Here is a 1,689-nt window from a genome sequence, read left to right on the forward strand (position 1 = left end):
TTGACATACTCACCGTCCTAAAGGAGCGGTGATTCTTGACGCTTCGCCGACTGATGCTATCGAAATAGTCTTACTCTGTCTCTGCGTCCGTTTAGAGTCTCCCAATGCCCTATGGCGACTTGATTCTATATTCTTCGCTGCATTCTCATCTCGGTCATGGTCAGTGCCACAATTCAGGCATCGAACCGACCGAATTGTTAGATCCAGCTTGCCCCATTTGAAACCGCAATCTGAACAAACCTGGCTAGTCGGTTCCCATCGGTTGATGACATGAAACTCTCTGCCAAACTTTTCAGACTTAGCCTCACACAGCGCTCTAAACGCTCTCCAGCCTTGCAGACTGATTGACCTCGCAAGCTTGCGGTTTTTCACCATCCCCGACACGTTCAAATCTTCCAGCACGATCGCTTGGTTTTCGCTCACGATTTTAGTAGACAGTTTGTGCAAGAAATCCTGGCGGATATGCGCAATCTGATTGTGTCGTTTAGCAATCTGAATTCTGGTTCTGTTTCTGCGATTCGACCCTTTTCGTTGACGCGCCAGTTTCTTTTGAAGCTTGCGAATCCTCCGATCGTGCTTTGAGTAGTCAGGGCTAAAAGCCTTTTCACCGTTGCTCATCACCGCGAAAGTCTGGATGCCCAAATCAATTCCGATACTTTGGTTTTTAGCATCGACTTGAACGGGTTCAACTTCCACGACAAAGCTCAGGAAATAGCGGTTAGCGCAGTCTTTGATTACCGTTATAGAACTTGGTGTAGAGGGCAATTCTCTCGACCAAACTGGCTTTAAGTCGCCAATCTTAGCCAGATAGACAACCTCATCGGAAATTCTAAAAGCATTGTCTGTAAAGGTTGCAGACTGCTGGTTAGACTTCTTCTTAAATTTGGGTGAGCCAACCTTTCTGCCTTTTCGTTTCCCAGTCAGAGAGTCAAAAAAGTTTTTGTAGGCAACACTCAACTGTCTTAGAGATTGCTGCAATGGAACCGACGAGACAGACCCTAACCACTCGCGCGCTTCAGTCTTTTTCGTTTGGGTCAGCATTGCAGAAAGCTTGCTGTATCCCAGGAACTTCTCAGACTGCTTGCAGATTGCTAAGGCATCATTCCAAACCACCCGAACACAACCAAACAACTGAGCTAGGCTCTGTCGCTGTTGGTCGGTCGGGTAGAAACGGTATTGATATCTCGCTTTCATTGCCTATGCTAGAATCGGTCTGCTACTCAATTGTACGTTGGTCTGTAAGAAATGACAACCCAGTTACGCAAGGAAAGACACAGCATCTCAAGCCTTAAGATTCATTTGGTCTGTGTCACTAAATATCGTAGAAGCGTATTGACCGCTGAAGGTCTCGCTGTGATTGGGAACTCCTTCAACGAAGTGGCTAAGAAGATGGATTTCCAGATCCTCGAATTCAACGGTGAAGCGGATCACGTTCACGTATTGATTGAGTTTCCGCCTAAACTTTCAATCTCTCAGATGGTGAACGCACTCAAGGGTGTTTCTAGCCGCCGATACGGTCAAGCTGGACACCCTAAACCCTACGGCAAAGATGCCCTCTGGAGTCCTAGCTATTTTGTTAGCTCTGTTGGAGGCGCACCGATTGAAGTGCTGAAGGAGTATATTAGGAATCAAGAAAAGCCGTCCTTTAGCGAAGCGGAGGACGGGGTTTTAGACCCATCTCTCTGATAA

2 protein-coding genes are annotated in these 1,689 nt (G+C 47.0%); one reads left to right on the top strand and one right to left on the bottom strand.

All coding sequences use genetic code 11. The annotated features are described in order from the left end of the window. Positions 1-9 precede the first annotated feature (9 nt). The gene (locus tag ACKFKF_RS34990) at positions 10-1,194 is read right to left on the bottom strand and encodes an RNA-guided endonuclease InsQ/TnpB family protein (RefSeq protein WP_446871933.1); all 1,185 of its coding nucleotides are present in this window, start codon (positions 1,192-1,194) and stop codon (positions 10-12) included. Between the two features lie 51 nt (positions 1,195-1,245). Here ACKFKF_RS34990 and tnpA point away from each other — a divergent pair, with 51 nt between their 5' ends. Beyond that, positions 1,246-1,686, top strand: a complete 441-nt coding sequence (tnpA, locus tag ACKFKF_RS34995; protein ID WP_446871934.1) for an IS200/IS605 family transposase — start codon at positions 1,246-1,248, stop codon at positions 1,684-1,686. The last annotated feature ends 3 nt before the right edge of the window (positions 1,687-1,689 follow it).

Source organism: Phormidesmis sp. 146-12 (assembly GCF_052939495.1).